Source organism: Pseudomonas sp. BAY1663, from assembly GCF_000582595.1.
GTDB classification, from domain to species: domain Bacteria; phylum Pseudomonadota; class Gammaproteobacteria; order Pseudomonadales; family Pseudomonadaceae; genus Stutzerimonas; species Stutzerimonas stutzeri_AF.
Genome location: NZ_AZSV01000016.1, coordinates 54421 through 68296 on the forward strand (window position 1 = coordinate 54421; position 13876 = coordinate 68296).

Sequence of the window (13876 nt, forward strand, 5' to 3'; positions counted from 1 at the left end):
ACGGAACACCCTTCCAGGTTTTGCGATGCTGAACAACCGATGACGTGAACGGCCACCGACCTGGTGAACAACCTGACATAAAAATCGGCTTTCGAAGCCGCCGGCTTTTCAGGATCACCAGGCGCGACTCTCATCGTGGCGCGGGGCATGCCCCAACGAGACGCTGGATAGATTTAGGCAAGCCATACAATCATCGCTGGTCAGTATTGCAGAAACGGGATGACCATAAATTTTTTCTTCAAAAAATCTCTTGCAGCACCCATCAGGCGGCGACAGCCGCCACCACCCTCACTCAAGACGCCAGAATCTTCCCCGGATTCATGATCCCGTGCGGATCGATCGCGCGCTTCACCGTCGCGATCAAGGACAGCTCCGCCGGATTGCGGCTGTAGTGCAACCACGGCCGCTTGTGCAGCCCAATGCCGTGCTCGGCCGAGACCGATCCCGACAGGCTGCGCACGATAGCGTAGAATGCAGCCTCGATGCGCTGTTCGGTCTTGCGGTCGTCAGTCGGCAGCGAACCCACCATGATATGCACGTTGCCGTCGCCGACGTGGCCGAAGTAGATCGCCCGAACGCCGGGGAAATCGCGCGCCAGCGCCTCGCGCATCCGGGCCACGCATTCCTCGATGCCCGAGATGGGCGCGGACACGTCGAAGTTGATGGTGGGCGCGAAGGTGCGCAGCATCTCGGAGATGGCATCGCGCAGTTCCCAGAAGGCTTGGGTCTGCGTGTGAGATTGGGCCACGGCGGCGTCGGCGATCCAGCCTTCGGCCAGCGCGTGTTCCAACATCGCCTCGAAGCGCGCCGCATCCTCTTCGGGTGCGGCCGCCTGCAGGTCCAGCAGCACGTATAGCGGATACGTGGCCGGCAGCGGCGCGGCGATGCCGCCGGCGGTTGTGGCCGCGGCATAGTAGTCCTGCCACATCATCTCGAATGCGCTGACCCGGCCGCCCAGGAGGTGCTGCGCATGGCGCAGCAGCTTGATGGCCGAGCCGAAATCGGGCGCGGCTACCAACGCGGTATTGGCACCCGAGACGCCCGGATGCAGGCGGAGCACGGCCTGCGTGATGATGCCCAGCGTGCCCTCGGTGCCGATGAACAGATGCTTCAGATCGGGGCCGGCATTGTTCTTGACCATCTTGTTCATCATGGACAGCACGGTTCCGTCGGGCAGCACGGCTTCCAGTCCCAGCACCAGGTCGCGCGCCATGCCGTAGCGGATCACGCGGTTGCCGCCCGCATTGGTGGCGATGTTGCCGCCGATCTGGCAGGAGCCGCGCGCGCCCAGGTCCAGCGCGAACAGAAAGCCCGCCGCCTGCGCGGCTTCCTGAACGACCTGCAGCGGCGTGCCGGCCAGGACGGTCATGGTGGCTGAGGCAGGGTCCAGTTCGACCACGCCGGACATGCGCTCCAGTGAAACGAGCACGCAGCCTTCTATCGGCGTGGCACCGCCGGCCAGGCCGGTCAGCCCGCCCTGCGGCACCACCGGGCAGCGTCCTGCATGGCATAATGCCAGCACGCGCGCAATTTCGGCGGTGTCGTGCGGGCGCACCAAGGCCAGCGGCCTGCCGCCTTCCTCACCGCTCCAGTCGTTCAGGTACCGGGCCTCGATGTCGGCGCCCGCCAGCACTTCGCCGATGCTGGCGTCGGCGCGCAGCGCGGCCAGAATTCGTTTAGGGTTCCAGGGCCCGGACGCCGGTTCCGATGCAGTGATGTTCATGAAGAGACTCCTCTTCCAGTTTATGGAACGGCCAGCGTGTCCAGCCTTTATGATGGGCGGCCGCGGATTCTGGGGAAAGAGCGAGTTACTAACCCGAAATTTTGTATCCGGACAGTCAAAAAGTTTTCCGATAAATATCCGTGAAACCCATAACACGCTGATGCTTTTGTGTTTTTATGATGTCAGACAATACCCCGTAATATCATTGCGATGTTCGAATACTTTGTTCCTCATTAGTAACAGGCGAGGAAGTGGGTAGATTGGCAGTCGCTAAACATCCCAACCCCCACACCCTGCTGTCGCCATGCAGCGGCCAGGCGATTCGCCCATTCTTCGAGTGGCTCGGTGAGCACTGCCAGCATATCGAGGCTGTCGCCATGGACATGAACACCGCTTTCGACCTGGAAGTGCAGCGGCACTGCCCTCAAGCCGACGTGGCCTACGACCTGTTCCATGGGGTGGCGCGCTACGGTCGTGAGGTGATCGACCATAGTCGCGTCGACCAGGCCAACCTCCTGCGCGATAACAAAACAGCGCGCAAGGTGGTGGTCAAGCGCAGCCGCTGGCTGCTGCTGCGCAACGCTGAGAACCTCAAGGACGGCCAAGCCGTGCAGTTGCAGGAATTGCTCGCCGCCAACCAGCCATTGGCCCACGGTCTATCTGCCACCGCCAAACTGAACGGGCTTGCCGACCTAGCATCCATCGGCTGATCTGTTTCTCGCTCCGCTTATTACCGAAACCGCCTAAAGAGATCAGAAGGCCAGTCAATGCTGCTGATTTCCTTCTGGAAGCCAGCCGCATGATGCGTTCGGGCGCGAAAGTCGAAATCTACCTCTACCCCAAACTGGATGCCTCATGATGCCCTATGGCCGCCAAGCCCGCTGCCGCGCAGGCTTCGTCCTGCCCCTCGTCGGCCCCAGAGACGCCGATGCCGCCGATGCATTCACCATCGAGTAGGATCGGCAGGCCCCCGCCGAACACCACCAGCCGCTCGCGTCTCGGCAGGCCGATGCGCAGGCGCGGGTTGTCACCCAGCACGTCGAGCCAGTCGCGGGTGGGGAAGCCGAAGCTCACGGCGGTGTACGCCTTGTCTTCGGCAATTTCCCGTGAATGTAGAAAGGCGCCGTTCATGCGCAGATAGGCCAACGGCAGGCCGGAGTGGTCAACCACACAGACGTTAATGCGCACGCCTAGCTTCTCTGCATGTGCCACGGCCGCACGGGTGGCGGCATAGGCGGCTTCCCAGTGCAGCGAGCGTTGATTCGTTGTTCTCATGTGCCGGACTCTGTGCAGGAGGAGGCAGGCTCATCGACCAATGGCCTTGGCGCTTTCGCCGCCGATGCCGAAGTGGCCTTTGGGCATCTCGGTTATAATCACTCGCACGCTGGTCAGCGGCGCATCCAGGGAGCGCGAGATGGCCTCGCTGACTTCGCGAATGAGGGTTTCCTTCTGCTCGTCGCTGCGGCCTTCAAGGATGTGGATCTGGGCAATAGGCATGGTGTGCCTCCTGAAGAAGAGGCCGCCCGGGCAGGGCGGCCGGATGGCTCAGACGAAGCGCGCGGAGACGCTGCCAAGCCCCTGGTAGCGCACGGTGATGTTGTCGCCCGGCGCTACTGCGACGGCGGCGGTGATGCCGCCAGTCATGATGAAGGTGCCGGCCGGTATGTGTTCGTCGCGCTCTGCCAGCAGGTTGGCCAGCATGGCCACGCTGGACAGCGGATGGCCGAGCACTGCGGCGCCGGCACCAAGTTCCACCACCTCGCCGTTCTTCTCCATCACCACGCCGAGAGTGCGCAGGTCGACATCCTCGAGGTTGGCCATGCGGCCTCCGGTGATGTAGCGGGTCGACGAGGCGTTGTCGGCCACCACGCTGATCAGGTCGAACTTGAAATTCTCATAGCGCGAGTCGATTACCTCGACGGTGGGGATCACGTAGTCGACCGCGGCGATCACGTCGCCGATATGGCAACCAGGCCCGACCAGCGGTGCCTTGGTGACCACCGCGATTTCCGCCTCGATCTTGGGGTGGATCAGCTTGGAACAGTCCACCGTGCCGCCGTCGGGCACGCTGAAGTAGTCGGCGAGAAAGCCGTAGATCGGCGTCTCCACGCCCATCTGTGCCATCTTCGCCCATGAGGTCAGGCCCATCTTCAGGCCGACGATCTTGTTGCCGCGCTCCTCCTTGCGCCGGCGGATTTCCCACTGGATGTCGTAGGCATCGGCGAAGGTCATCTCGGGATAGTCGTTGGTGACCTTGTGGATGTCATGGGCCTGCAATTCGGCGTTCTCGATGTGCTCGGCCAGGGCCAGCACCTGCTCGCGGTTGAGGGTACGGTTCATGCGCTCACCTTCTGGTTCTGGCGGGCCCGGGACATATCCAGGGCGAGGTCTTCGATCATGTCTTCCTGGCCACCGACGGTGCCGCGGCGCCCCAGCTCGACCAGAATGTCGCGGGCCGGCACGCCGTATTTCTTCTCGGCGCGCTGGGCGAACAGCAGGAATGAGCTGTATACGCCGGCATAGCCAGGGTCAGCGCATCGCGGTCGACGCGGATCGGCTGGTCCATCATCGGCACGACGAGGTCTTCGGCCACATCCATGATCTTGTAGAGGTCGATGCCGGTTTCCACGCCCATGCGCTTGCACACCGCGACGAAGACTTCCAGCGGGGTGTTGCCGGCACCCGCGCCTAGCCCTGCGACCGAGCCGTCGATGCGCGAGGCGCCGGCCTCGATGGCCGCCAGCGAGTTGGCGATGGCCATGCCCATGTTGTGGTGGCCGTGGAAGCCGATCTCGGTGGCCGGGTTCAGCTCGGCGCGCAGCAGGCCGATCTTCTCGCTGACTTCATCGGGCAGCATGTAGCCGGCGGAGTCGGTGCAATAGATGCAGTTGGCGCCGTAGCTTTCCATCAGCCGCGCCTGCTCCAGCACTTTTTCCGCGCTGATCATGTGCGCCATCATCAGGAAGCCGACGGTATCGGCGCCCAGCTTGCGCGACATGCCGATGTGCTGCTCGGAGACATCGGCCTCGGTGCAATGCGTGGCCACTCGAATGGTGGAGACGCCACAGTCGAGCGCCATCTTCAGGTGGTCGACCGTGCCGATGCCCGGCAGCAGCAGGGCGGATACCTTGGCCTGCTTGAGGCGCGGGATCACCGCACGCAGGTATTCCTCGTCGCTGTGCGCGGGGAAACCGTAGTTGATCGAGCGACCGCCGAGGCCGTCGCCGTGGGTGATCTCGATCAGTGGCATGCCGGCGGCGTCGAGGCCGGTGGCGACCGCGATCATCTGCTCGAGGCTGATCTGGTGGCGCTTGGCGTGCATGCCGTCGCGCAGGCTCATGTCGTGCAGGGTGACGTTCTTGCCTTGCAGATTCATGGTGCGACTCCTTTAGGCCAGTGCCGCTTCACGACGTGGCAGTTGAATGGTGCCGCTGGCGATTTCCTCGGCGAACATCTCGCCGGTGCGCAGGGCGGCGGCGGTCATGATGTCGAGGTTGCCGGCGTACTTGGGCAGGTAGTCGCCCAGGCCCTCGACCTCCATGAAGATCGAGACGCGGTTGCCGTCGAATACCGGGCCATTCTTCAGCCGGTAGCCGGGCACGTACTTCTGCACCTCGGCGATCATCGCGTGGACCGATGCGGTGATCGCATCCTGGTCCGGTTCGGTTTCGGTCAGACAGTGGATGGTGTCGCGCATCATCAGCGGCGGCTCGGCCGGGTTGACGACGATGATCGCCTTGCCTTCCTTGGCCCCGCCGACCTGCTCGATGGCGCCGGCCGTGGTGCGGGTGAACTCGTCGATGTTCTTGCGGGTGCCCGGGCCGATGGAGCGCGAGGACACGGTGGCGACGATCTCGCCGTAGGCCACCGGCTGCACGCGCGATACCGCGGCGACCATCGGGATGGTGGCCTGGCCACCACAGGTGACCATGTTGACGTTCATTTCCAGCGTGCCGACGTGCTGCTTGAGGTTCACCGGCGGCACGCAGTACGGGCCGATGGCGGCCGGGGTCAGGTCGACCATCAGCACGCCCAGCTCGTTGAGCTTGCGGCTGTTCTCGGCGTGTACATAGGCGGAGGTGGCATCGAAGGCGATGCGGATATCGTCGTCGAGCACGTGCGGCAGCAGGCCGTCGACGCCCGCGGCGGTGGTCTTCAGGCCGAACTCGTGGGCGCGCTTGAGGCCATCGGACTCGGGGTCGATGCCGACCATCCAGACCGGCTCGATCCATTCGGAGCGCAGCATCTTCATCACCAGGTCCGTGCCGATGTTGCCCGGGCCGATAATCGCCGCTTTCAGTTTCTTGCTCATCAGGCTGTCCTCGATCAGATGAAGCGCACGCTGGCGCTGCCGATGCCGCCGATATCGACGCGCATGAAATCACCGGCCTTGACCGGTTCCAGCGGAACCAGCGAGCCGGACAGGATCACTTCGCCGGCCTTCAGGCCGATGCCGAAGTGGCCGAGGGTGTTGGCCAGCCAGGCCACGCAGTTGACCGGCGAGCCGAGCGCAGCCGCTCCAGCGCCGGTGGAGAGCAGCTGGCCGTTCTTCTCGACCAGCATGCCGCAGGTGACCAGATCGACCTGGCGCGGTGAGACGGCCTGGTCGCCGAGCACGAACAGCCCGCAGGAGGCGTTGTCCGCGACGGTGTCCTGGATCTTGATCTTCCAGTCCTGGATGCGCGAATCGACCACTTCGAAGCAGGGGATCACGCATTCGGTGGCGGCCAGCACGTCGGCATTGGTCACGCCCGGACCCATCAGGTCCTTCTTGAGGATGAAGGCGATCTCGCCCTCGGCGCGTGGCTGGATCAGCTTCTCGCTGATCGGCATGGCTTCGCCGCTGTTGTAGACCATCGCGTCGGTGAGGTAGCCGAAGTCCGGCTGGTGCACGCCGAGCATGTTCTGCACGGCCTTGCTGGTGACGCCGATCTTCTTGCCGATCACCCGCTCGCCGGCCGCCAGGCGGCGTTCGAGCATGCGCAGGGAGATGTGGTAGGCGTCCTCGACGGTGATGTCGAAGCCGCGGCTGGTCAGCGGCGTGACGGTCTCGCGCTGGACCATCGCCTGGTAGAGCTCGTCGCCGAGCTGCTGGATCAATTCTGGATTCATGGCTGTGTTTCCTCTTGAGCCGCACGGTCCGCCTCGGCGAGGAAATCCTCGACCTGACGGGCAAAGCGGCTGGCGTGTTCGATCTGGGTCCAGTGGCCGCAATGGCCAAAGACGTGGAGTTGGGCGTTGGGAATCCACTGCGCGAGGGTCAGCGAAGCCTGCAGCGGGATGATCCGATCCTCGCGGCCATGGATGACCAGGGTTTCGTGGGGCAGGGCGCGGATATCGGCCTCGTTGCTGGCCAGATCGTCGACGCCGTTCTGCCGTGGCGGCGGGAACATCGCGGCGAACGACTCCTGGAAGCCCGGGCGGATGCTGGCCTGGTAGCGCAGCTCGGCCAGCTCGTCGTTGACCAGGGTGCGGTCGTAAGCGAACAGATCGAGCAGCCTGCGCATGTTGGCCAACGACGGCGTGTAGCCCCACGCCATTTCCAGCCCCTCGGTGATCGGAAAGGCCACCCCGACGCTGCCCATCAGCACCAGCCGGCGCACGCGCTCGGGGTGACGGATGGCCAATGCCAGCGCCAGTCCACCGCCGAACGAGTTGCCGACGATGTCGGCCTGCTGGATGCCAAGGGCGTCGAGCACACCGATGGCATGCTCGACCCAGCGGGCCTGGCTGTAGCGTGCATCGGCCGGGCGCTCGCTGTAGCCGAAGCCGAGCATGTCCGGAGCGATCACCCGACGCGTCTGCGCCAGCTGCGGGATGATCCCGCGCCAGTTGGCCCAGGCGGTGACGCCCGGACCGGAGCCGTGGATCAGCAGCAGCGGACAACCTTCGCCCTGGTCATGCAGGTTGGTGCGGTAGCCGGCGGCGAGGATCTCGCGGCCGATTTCCGGGCTCTGCTGGGGTGCGTTCATGGTCTGGGTCCTCAGAGCTTCACGCAGATGTTCTTCAGCTCGGTGTAGAACTCCAGCGAGTGAACCCCGCCTTCGCGGCCGATGCCCGACTGCTTGGCGCCGCCGAAGGCGGTGCGCAGGTCGCGCAGGAACCAGCTGTTGACCCAGACGATGCCAGCCTCGATTTGCCCGGCGACGCGGTGTGCGCGCGAAGCGTTCTCGGTCCAGATCGCCGAAGCCAGGCCGTAGGGCAGGCTGTTGGCCAGCTCGATGGCTTCCGCTTCCGTGTCGAACGGGCGGATGTGGCAGCACGGGCCGAAGATTTCCTCGGTGACCACCGCCGAATCGTCGGTCAGGCCGGTCCAGATGGTCGGCTGCACCCAGGCGCCGCCGGCCAGGTGCGCCGGCATCTCCGGCACGCCGCCGCCGGTGACAACGGTGGCGCCGTCGTCGACTGCCTGCTGGTAGTAACTGAGGACTTTTTCACGGTGCTTGTGGCTGATCAGCGGGCCGAAATTGGCCTCTGGATCGTTCGGTTCGCCGATCTTCAACGCTTCGGCGCCGGCCTTCAGGCGGGCGACGAACGCGTCGAAGATCGGCCGCTCGACATACACCCGCTCGGTGCCCAGGCAGACTTGGCCGCAGTTGGCGAAGGCCGAGCGCAGGGTGCCCTCGATGGCCTTGTCCAGGTCACAGTCGGCGAAGACGATGCCGGCGTTCTTGCCGCCCAGCTCCAGCGACACCTGGCGCACGCCCTTGGCCGCGGCGCGCATGATGGTTTCGCCGGTGCCGGTCTCGCCGGTGAAGGTGTAGGCGTCGACGTCCGGGTGCTCGGTGAGGAAGGCCCCGGCCGAATCGCCGCCGAAACCGTGCACCACGTTGTACACGCCGGCCGGCACACCGGCGGCCTGCATCACCTCGCCGAGCAGGGTGGCGGTCAGCGGGGTTTCCTCGGATGGTTTGACCACCACGCAGTTGCCGCAGGCCAGGGCCGGGCCGACTTTCCAGGTCATCAGCAGCAGCGGCAGGTTCCACGGGCTGATCACGCCGATCACCCCCTTGGGCCGGCGCACGCCGTAGTTGAGTGCACCGGCGCCGTCCGGGGTGGCCATCTCGAAGGCTTCGGTCGGCACGTTCTTGATCAGGTCGGCGAACACCTTGAAATTGGCCGCGCCGCGCGGAATGTCGATGTGGCTGGCCAGGGATTTGGGCTTGCCGGTGTCCAGGCATTCGGCCTCGAGAAACTCATCGAAGCGCGCCGTGACGCCATCGGCCACGCGATGCAGAATCTCAGCGCGCTCGGCCACCGTCATCTTCCCCCATGGTCCCTTCAGCGCAGCGCGTGCCGCCCTGACCGCGGCGTCGACCTCGGCGCGGCCGGCCTCGTGCACGCGGCCGATCACCTGGCCATTGACCGGGTTGATGTCCTCGAAGGTGCGGCCGCTGGCCGAATCGACGAAGGCACCGTTAATGAAATGCTTGATCTCTTTCATCTGCGCAATCTCTGCAATAAGTCGAACCGAACCATCAGGTCAGCACGGTCATGAATCGTTCGTTGAGCACACGGTCGTGATAGAAGATCGCCTTGCCCAGGTCCTTAGCCAGCCAGGTCACCGGCTTGTGATCCGGATAGCTGTAGTTGCCGCCGCAGAACACCTCGCTGCGGTTACCGGACGGGTCGAAGAAGTAGATGGTCTTGCCGTGGGTCAGGCCATGACGGGTCGGGCCGATGTCGATAGAGGTGTCGGTCATGGAGATCAGGTCGGCGGCGCGAAGCACGTCTTCCCAGGTTTCGAGGTAGAAGGACACATGATGGAGGCGGCCTTTTTCCGGATGGTGAATGAAGGCCACGTCGTGGGCCTTGGTCGACAGACTGAGGAACTGGGCGACGCGCGTGCCATTTTCGTCCAGCACCTGTTCGGCCAGATAGAAGCCGAGCACCTTGGTGAACAGGTCATAGGTCGCCGGCAATTCGTCGCCATACAGTAGGCAATGATCGAAACGCACAGCCGCCATGCCTTTCAGATCGCGCGGCCATGCCTCGGGATTGACCTCATTCACACCCCACTTTCCAGTATATTCCTTGTCTGCATACAACTCGAAGTGATGCCCGGAGGGTGCCTGGAAGCGCACGCGCCGGCCACAACTGTTCAGCTCACCTGCGGGTAGCTGCTCAACGGCACAGCCATATGCCGTCAGATCCCGCTCCAGTTGCCGGAGAGCATCCTCATCCACAACCTTGAAACCCATAAAATCCATACCAGGTTCGTCGGCTTCGCGTAGCACCACGGAGAATTTGTCAACTTCGGTCCAAGCCTTGAGATAGACACGGCCCTGATCGTCACGGTCCATCTCGATCAGGCCCAGCAACTCGACGTAGTGTTCCAGGGCCTTGCTCATGTCCAGTACACGCAGCTGCACATGGCCGGGGCGCATTATACCTTTGTTCATGACGTCACCTTTTCTCTTTGTTGTGGGTCGACCGTATTTTCATAGCACGGCTTTGAATAACGCTCGATACATAGATCGCTACGGGCAAACAGTCGGCAGGCCAGGGCGTAGCCTTGTTCGCGGGCCTCTACCGGTACGTGCTTGCAGCTCATACGCCCGCATTCGTAATCACCGGTCAGCACCCGCACCTTACACAGGCCGCACCCGCCGCCGCGACAGCCAACTGGTAGGCAGTGCTTGTTCTGGGCCTCCATAGCACGAAGCACTGACTGCTGCGGCTGGCAGACGAAGCTCTCCCCATCAGGCCGTACAGTGATTTCAAAGACCGTTGGCATCCCGCCTCCGTCGACATGTGCGTCAGTGGGCACCGCTGCAGGACCTCCAAATACAAGTCCTGACCAGTTTGGCGATTGCTAGGGAAGTATTGATTGTCATCGCGGGAGCGCTGATTATTAAGGTGTAACGGAACGAACTCTTGTTATTGGTTTGCATTGTTCTCTCTAGCGATGCTCTTTGGCGCAGCATGTATGAAATCCTAATGGGTTACCGTGGTATCTGCGGTCCACTGGCACCAATGCGGTGGCTGCCTGTGCTTAGATCAGAATCTAACTATATTTACAGATCCAACGGCTCCCATGGGCGTCGGCCTAGCGGCTGAAACAAAGTGATATTTTGCACCTAGCACTAAACGCAAGCCTATGTGCATCACGTAACCCGTTCGCAGAAAACACTTCAATTACTCGCCTTCGAAACCTTAGCCACTATCGACACGGCCTCTTACCCTTGACGCAGCGCAATTTGCTCATGCGCCTCCCAGCCCATGCGCAGTCGGGCCTCAGCCACATCGGCATCGAGATCATGGTTCCATAGCCAGTCGAAACGAGTCGCCAGTATTTCCCCCACCAGCTGTTCGTCCGCACCTACAATGGGGTCGCGCAACTCGTATAACTCGCCGGTTTCCACAGTGGTTCGTTGCACACGACAGGCATGAGGGCGGCGCAGGTCGTCGTAAGCTCCAAGCAGCTCGGGGAGGTTGCCTGTTTCGGTCCGACTATCGCCCAACAGCCGGGCGAGGAAATAGGCGTCCTCAAGCCCTTGCCCTGCACCGGCCCCTTGGTGCGGCAGCATGGCGTGCGCTGCGTCGCCGATCAGGGCAACCCGACCGTGTACGTAGCCTGGCAGTTCCGGCAGGTCATGCAGTGCCCAGAGAGTTGGCGCCGGGATGCACTCCAGTAAGGCGCGCGGGGCATCGCCCCAGCCCGCGAACGCATCGAGCATCTCGCGCTGGCTCGCTTCCCGTACCCAGGGAGCGTCCGCGGGCCAAGTCGGTTCCGGCTGGCTACGGTCGGAGGTGAACGCTACCACGTTGACAATGCGGCCTTTTCTCACCGGGAAGGTAAGAATATGGCCATCGAGCCCTAAGTACATCTGCGGGACATCCACCAAGTGCTCGTCAATGCCCTTTATTCTAAAGGCTTCGCGCAGTTGCAGGCTATCTACCATGCCCCGGTATGCACAGGTACCGCTAAAACGTGGTTCTAGATGATCCAGCCCCTGACCTTCCAGCACATAGCTACGAAGCGCTGACTTAATGCCGTCGGCGCCGATTAGAAGATCGCAGCGGTACTCTGTGCCGTCGGCGAATAGCACTTGCAGTTCATCACCCTGCTGCTCGATTTGGGTGGCACGCTTCCTAAATTGGGCGATACCTTCTGGAAGGTGTCTTACTAGGGCGTCAAGGAAATCAGCCCGGTGTACAGAGGACTGACCTACGCCCGGCGCAATGGTGGCGCCTAGATAGCTAGCATCGCTACCGCGCCGCCATTCAAACCAAATATCCTCCCAAGGCTGCGGAGTCCGATCAGCAACCTGAAAGTAGGATTGACCCAAACCCAAACCGACAATGGCGCGCACTGCGTTAGGCCCGAAGGACACACCAGCACCGACTTCACCGAACGCCGGGGCAGCCTCGAATAGCTGCACATTAAGATGGGAGTGTTTGCACAAGCTCAATGCCAAGGCAAGGCCTGAAATTCCGCCGCCGACTATAGCGACGCGCAAGGCTGGTTTCTTAGCGTTCATGTCGTTCATGCAATACCTGTCATGACTTTATTATTGGGATATCTCCAACAGTAGCGAAGCCATAACTATTGATAAATACACTAATCCCTATATTATATATTCATAGTGAGAATGTCCGATGCTGCCGCTCTGGCAGGACCACGTCAACAGCATAGCGAGGCTCCATGGAACTGCATGACCTGGATTTAAACCTGCTGGTAGTATTCAACCAGTTGATGGTCGACAAGCGTGTCTCTATCGTCGCGCAAAGCCTAGGCCTAACCCAACCTGCCGTAAGCAACGCCCTGAAGCGCCTGCGCACCGCACTGCAGGACGAACTATTCGTGCGTACCCACCAAGGCATGGAGCCTACGCCCTATGCTGCACATTTAGCTGAGCCTATCGCCCATGCCATGCACAGTCTGCGCGAAGCGCTACATCACGAAGAGCGTTTCGATCCTTTAACCAGCGAGCGTACCTTCACCTTGGCCATGACCGACATTGGTGAGATATATTTCATGCCGCGGTTAATAGATGCGCTCACTCGTAAGGCCCCCCATTGCACAATCAGCACGGTACGCGGCAGCTCGGTGAGTTTGGGACAGTCGTTACTAGACGGTACAGTAGATTTGGCCGTAGGCCTGCTACCCAACCTACAGGCCGGCTTCTTACAGCGTCGGCTTCTCCATAACCGCTACGTGTGCTTGTGCCGTAAGAACCACCCGGCCACCAGAGAGCCACTGACCTTGGAGCGCTTCTGTGCCTACAGCCATATACGTGTCATCGCCGCCAGCACTGGCCACGGCGAAGTAGATTCCCATATGGCGCGAGCTGGCATCCGGCGGGACATTCGCCTAGAGGTTCCGCACTTCGTCGCCGTCGGCCATATCCTCCAGCATACGGAGCTACTCGCCACCGTACCTGAGCGCTTCGCTGACTGCTGTGTAGAGCCCTTCGGTTTGAGCGTGCTGCCAATCCCCATCGACCTACCAGAAATCCCCATTAACATGTTCTGGCACGCAAAATATCACAAGGACCTAGCCAACATCTGGTTGCGACAACTGATGTTCGAGCTGTTTTCGGATTGAGTGACAATCCGGGGTGATCGATACGTAAGCGTACGCCGAACTCACCTTGCGTGATTCAGGCAGGTACCCACTGATGCGGCAGCAGTTGGCCGATCTTACTGGCCCGCTGCGTAGGCAGTCGTGTCAGCACGTCCTTGAGATAGGCATACGGATCATGTCCGTTCATGCGGGCCGACTGGATCAGGCTCATGATCGCCGCCGCTCGTTTGCCGCTGCGTAGCGACCCGGCAAACAACCAGTTCGATGGACTTGCCCCTACCAAACCGGACACCAACTCCCCGTTGATGCTACTGCCAAGCGCCTGAATTCCCTCGGCGAGCGATATTTCAAAGCGCTGTGCGGATGCTGCTCGTTCTAATCAACATAAGCAGCCTCGACAAGGCCGCGACGTTAGCCAGGTGGGTCAGTTTTACATCGGCCTTGACACATGCAGCTGCATACTTTCCCCTCAATATTCATGCCGGCGATGATATCTATACAAATTCGCTTATTTACTTATATAACAGCCTTCTCTATTTTTCACCCAACGGCATCATTAATGGGAGCGTGGTCAGAGCGGGCTCTCACGCCACGGCATGAGACGCTGCAACTCACCGCCCCTG

General features: G+C 61.8%; 12 protein-coding genes and 3 pseudogenes. 2 read left to right on the forward strand and 13 right to left on the reverse strand.

All coding sequences use genetic code 11. The features are described 5' to 3' along the window. Positions 1-292 precede the first annotated feature (292 nt). Entirely contained in the window at positions 293-1723 is a 1431-nt protein-coding gene (locus BAY1663_RS07210; protein WP_037039000.1) for an FAD-binding oxidoreductase, read from the reverse strand. A 308-nt stretch (positions 1724-2031) separates the two neighbouring features. On the opposite strand from BAY1663_RS07210, the pseudogene BAY1663_RS07215 reads away from it, so the two are divergent. Beyond that, a pseudogene (locus BAY1663_RS07215) lies at positions 2032-2370 on the forward strand (transposase); the annotation flags it as partial. 187 nt (positions 2371-2557) lie between these two features. Here BAY1663_RS07215 and BAY1663_RS07220 read toward each other — a convergent pair. The 11 genes and pseudogenes from BAY1663_RS07220 to salA all read right to left on the reverse strand — a co-directional run bounded on the left by BAY1663_RS07220 (position 2558) and on the right by salA (position 12216). Continuing rightward, the gene (locus BAY1663_RS07220) at positions 2558-2998 is read right to left on the reverse strand and encodes a heme-binding protein (protein ID WP_003292104.1); all 441 of its coding nucleotides are present in this window, start codon (positions 2996-2998) and stop codon (positions 2558-2560) included. Positions 2999-3028: 30 nt separating this feature from the next. After that, complete coding sequence (locus BAY1663_RS07225) at positions 3029-3220, reverse strand: 2-hydroxymuconate tautomerase (RefSeq protein WP_003292102.1); 192 nt, start codon at positions 3218-3220, stop codon at positions 3029-3031. 48 nt (positions 3221-3268) lie between these two features. Further along, positions 3269-4063, reverse strand: a complete 795-nt coding sequence (dmpH, locus tag BAY1663_RS07230; RefSeq protein ID WP_003292101.1) for a 2-oxo-3-hexenedioate decarboxylase — start codon at positions 4061-4063, stop codon at positions 3269-3271. Continuing rightward, positions 4060-5099, reverse strand: a pseudogene (gene dmpG, locus BAY1663_RS07235) (4-hydroxy-2-oxovalerate aldolase). The gene dmpH and the pseudogene dmpG overlap by 4 nt, the downstream one beginning before the upstream one ends. Positions 5100-5111: 12 nt before the next feature. Continuing rightward, entirely contained in the window at positions 5112-6035 is a 924-nt protein-coding gene (locus BAY1663_RS07240; protein WP_009397182.1) for an acetaldehyde dehydrogenase (acetylating), read from the reverse strand. Positions 6036-6049: 14 nt separating this feature from the next. Next, entirely contained in the window at positions 6050-6835 is a 786-nt protein-coding gene (gene dmpE, locus BAY1663_RS07245) for a 2-oxopent-4-enoate hydratase (protein ID WP_009397181.1), read from the reverse strand. After that, the gene (locus tag BAY1663_RS07250; protein ID WP_009397180.1) at positions 6832-7695 is read right to left on the reverse strand and encodes an alpha/beta fold hydrolase; all 864 of its coding nucleotides are present in this window, start codon (positions 7693-7695) and stop codon (positions 6832-6834) included. Before BAY1663_RS07250 ends, dmpE begins: the two co-directional genes overlap by 4 nt. Before the next feature lie 11 nt (positions 7696-7706). Then, the gene (locus BAY1663_RS07255) at positions 7707-9167 is read right to left on the reverse strand and encodes a 2-hydroxymuconic semialdehyde dehydrogenase (RefSeq protein WP_009397179.1); all 1461 of its coding nucleotides are present in this window, start codon (positions 9165-9167) and stop codon (positions 7707-7709) included. Positions 9168-9201: 34 nt separating this feature from the next. Continuing rightward, positions 9202-10125, reverse strand: coding sequence for a catechol 2,3-dioxygenase (locus BAY1663_RS07260; RefSeq protein ID WP_009397178.1), 924 nt, complete (start codon positions 10123-10125; stop codon positions 9202-9204). Continuing rightward, the gene (locus BAY1663_RS23430) at positions 10122-10460 is read right to left on the reverse strand and encodes a 2Fe-2S iron-sulfur cluster binding domain-containing protein (protein WP_003292091.1); all 339 of its coding nucleotides are present in this window, start codon (positions 10458-10460) and stop codon (positions 10122-10124) included. Before BAY1663_RS23430 ends, BAY1663_RS07260 begins: the two co-directional genes overlap by 4 nt. A 442-nt stretch (positions 10461-10902) precedes the next feature. Then, entirely contained in the window at positions 10903-12216 is a 1314-nt protein-coding gene (salA, locus tag BAY1663_RS07265) for a salicylate 1-monooxygenase (protein WP_009397177.1), read from the reverse strand. A gap of 155 nt (positions 12217-12371) precedes the next feature. On the opposite strand from salA, the gene nahR reads away from it, so the two are divergent. After that, positions 12372-13274: an HTH-type transcriptional activator NahR gene (gene nahR / locus BAY1663_RS07270; RefSeq protein ID WP_003292087.1), complete on the forward strand. Its 903-nt coding sequence runs from the start codon at positions 12372-12374 to the stop codon at positions 13272-13274. Between the two features lie 55 nt (positions 13275-13329). Here nahR and BAY1663_RS07275 read toward each other — a convergent pair. After that, a pseudogene (locus tag BAY1663_RS07275) lies at positions 13330-13518 on the reverse strand (transposase domain-containing protein); the annotation flags it as partial. Positions 13519-13876 lie beyond the last annotated feature (358 nt).

Coding starts and splice junctions, on each gene's coding strand:
- BAY1663_RS07210 (WP_037039000.1), bottom strand. CDS start 1,723: ATGAACATCACTGCATCGGAACCGGCGTCCGGGCCCTGGAACCCTAAA.
- BAY1663_RS07220 (WP_003292104.1), bottom strand. CDS start 2,998: ATGAGAACAACGAATCAACGCTCGCTGCACTGGGAAGCCGCCTATGCC.
- BAY1663_RS07225 (WP_003292102.1), bottom strand. CDS start 3,220: ATGCCTATTGCCCAGATCCACATCCTTGAAGGCCGCAGCGACGAGCAG.
- dmpH (WP_003292101.1), bottom strand. CDS start 4,063: ATGAACCGTACCCTCAACCGCGAGCAGGTGCTGGCCCTGGCCGAGCAC.
- BAY1663_RS07240 (WP_009397182.1), bottom strand. CDS start 6,035: ATGAGCAAGAAACTGAAAGCGGCGATTATCGGCCCGGGCAACATCGGC.
- dmpE (WP_009397181.1), bottom strand. CDS start 6,835: ATGAATCCAGAATTGATCCAGCAGCTCGGCGACGAGCTCTACCAGGCG.
- BAY1663_RS07250 (WP_009397180.1), bottom strand. CDS start 7,695: ATGAACGCACCCCAGCAGAGCCCGGAAATCGGCCGCGAGATCCTCGCC.
- BAY1663_RS07255 (WP_009397179.1), bottom strand. CDS start 9,167: ATGAAAGAGATCAAGCATTTCATTAACGGTGCCTTCGTCGATTCGGCC.
- BAY1663_RS07260 (WP_009397178.1), bottom strand. CDS start 10,125: ATGAACAAAGGTATAATGCGCCCCGGCCATGTGCAGCTGCGTGTACTG.
- BAY1663_RS23430 (WP_003292091.1), bottom strand. CDS start 10,460: ATGCCAACGGTCTTTGAAATCACTGTACGGCCTGATGGGGAGAGCTTC.
- salA (WP_009397177.1), bottom strand. CDS start 12,216: ATGAACGACATGAACGCTAAGAAACCAGCCTTGCGCGTCGCTATAGTC.
- nahR (WP_003292087.1), top strand. CDS start 12,372: ATGGAACTGCATGACCTGGATTTAAACCTGCTGGTAGTATTCAACCAG.